Raw genomic sequence first — 1,985 nt, 5'->3', positions numbered from 1 at the left:
TTGTTCAAGTCTTGGTTTATTGAAAATGCCATATATTCAGGGGATAAAATAGCGGATTATTTTATGCCAATTAGAGGTAAAAATCTGCTAACATCAGAAGCTACGGGTGGTAACGTTCCTGTAGTTGCAGGAGGCCTAAATCCTTCAGCTTATCATAATACAGCAAACACAGATGCTCCTGTAATCACAATATCCGCTTCTGGTGCGAATGCTGGTTTCGTAAATCTTTGGGGAATTCCCGTATGGTCTGCTGATTCATCATATATAGATAGTTCCGTAACACCTTATGTGTATTTTTGGTATAATCTATTGAAATATAAGCAAAAGAATATATTTGAGGCACAAACTGGTTCTGCACAACCCCACATTTATCCTAAGCATATTGGAGATATTGAAATTCCAAACTTAGATTTATCTCAAATACAGCTATACAATAATGTCGTTTCAACTTATTACCATAAGATTGATGAGAACAATACAGAAAACTGTCGTTTGGCTACATTAAGAGATACACTTCTCCCAAAACTTATGGCAGGGAATATAAGTCTTGATTATTAATCATTTAGGCAAAACAATATGATTGAAAAGATAATAAATAGGAATATAGGAAAGAGTCAAAAATGTAGGGTGAAATATGGAAACAACTCTGAATTTGATCTTTTGATTGTCAACATCAATGATGGCGAAAGGGTACGCAAGTTCTCAATAGAAGCAAAACATCTTTCCTCTGAGAAAGATTCTATTTATTTCTATCCTGAGACAAAGAACGATGTGGTTACAATAAGATGGAATCATGAGATTGAAAACTACATAAACGAAGTACAATAGGCTACGAACATTTGTAGTCAAACTACTATATTATGTTATGAATGACTTTGAAGAATATATAAGACAAGGTGAGCCTCAAAAAAGAGAAAAAGGCTATGCTTGGCAAACAGCCATCGGATTGCAGGCGGTGGATGCCTTGAAGCCCTCGGAATATCTGATACAAACGGCACGTCAGCATATTGAGGGCGATATAACTATCGAAGAAGCCAAACAGCTTATAGATAGTTATTATCAATCAAAGACCGTTAGAGCAGACATCGAAGACAGAACAGAAGAAGCCGATAAGGTTTCAGCACGTATTGCCGAAATATTATCGGAGAAGACGTTTACATTTTCGCCCGTTGAGTATATCACCATTCATCGCCGCCTGTTCCAAGGCATCTATAAATTTGCAGGAAAGGTCAGGGATTACAATATCACCAAAAAGGAATGGGTGCTGAAAGGCGAAACTGTACTTTATGCCAGTGCCGACAGTATACGTGAAACGCTTGATTTCGATTTCATGCAGGAAAAGAATTTTAGCTATAAGGATTTGAACATCAATGATGCTATCACACACATCGCTAAGTTTATTTCCGGAGTTTGGCAGATTCACGCTTTCGGTGAGGGAAATACCCGTACAACGGCAGTGTTTACAATCAAATACCTGCGCACGTTTGGCTTCGACATCAGCAATGAAGCGTTTGCCAATCACTCTTGGTATTTTCGTAACGCTTTGGTTCGAGCAAATTATAACAACTTGAGCAAAGGTATTTACGCTACCACCGAATATATCGAAGCGTTCTTTAGAAACCTTATTCTTTCCGAGCATAACGAACTAAAGAACCGAGCAATGCTTGTGCAAGAACTTTCTGCCCAAGACATTCAAAGTGCAAACACGATAAAAGAAGTCTCTCCAAAGTGCAATATTTGCACTTTAAATTGCACTTTAGAAGAAATTGCCGTACTGAACTTCTTGCGAGAACAGCCTAAAGCCACGCAAAAAGAAATTGCAGCGCATATAGGCAAATCTGAGAGAACAGTGAAGACCATTACCGTAAATTTGACCGAAAAAGGTATCATAGAGCGCAAAAATGGTAAAAGAAATGGCTTTTGGGAGATTATAACGAATGATTTAAACAGCTAAATTCTCATTTATGGAACAGTGGAAAGAATAT

At 37.6% G+C, this 1,985-nt stretch carries 3 protein-coding genes; all 3 read left to right on the top strand.

Features of this window, described 5'->3' with window-relative positions; translation table 11 throughout:
* The coding region (locus tag MoGM_RS00110) for a restriction endonuclease subunit S (RefSeq protein ID WP_199181746.1) at positions 1-558 on the top strand (558 nt) is incomplete at its 5' end.
* Between the two features lie 18 nt (positions 559-576).
* Complete coding sequence (locus tag MoGM_RS00105) at positions 577-828, top strand: hypothetical protein (protein WP_016212963.1); 252 nt, start codon at positions 577-579, stop codon at positions 826-828.
* A 37-nt stretch (positions 829-865) separates the two neighbouring features.
* On the top strand, positions 866-1,954 hold the full coding sequence (locus MoGM_RS00100; protein WP_016212962.1) for a Fic family protein: 1,089 nt from the start codon (positions 866-868) through the stop codon (positions 1,952-1,954).
* Positions 1,955-1,985: the final 31 nt, after the last annotated feature.

Source organism: Prevotella sp. MGM1, from assembly GCF_002933775.1.
Taxonomy (GTDB): domain Bacteria; phylum Bacteroidota; class Bacteroidia; order Bacteroidales; family Bacteroidaceae; genus Prevotella.
Note: the sequence above shows the minus strand (reverse complement) of the source record. Positions and strands in the feature narration are given on the sequence as shown.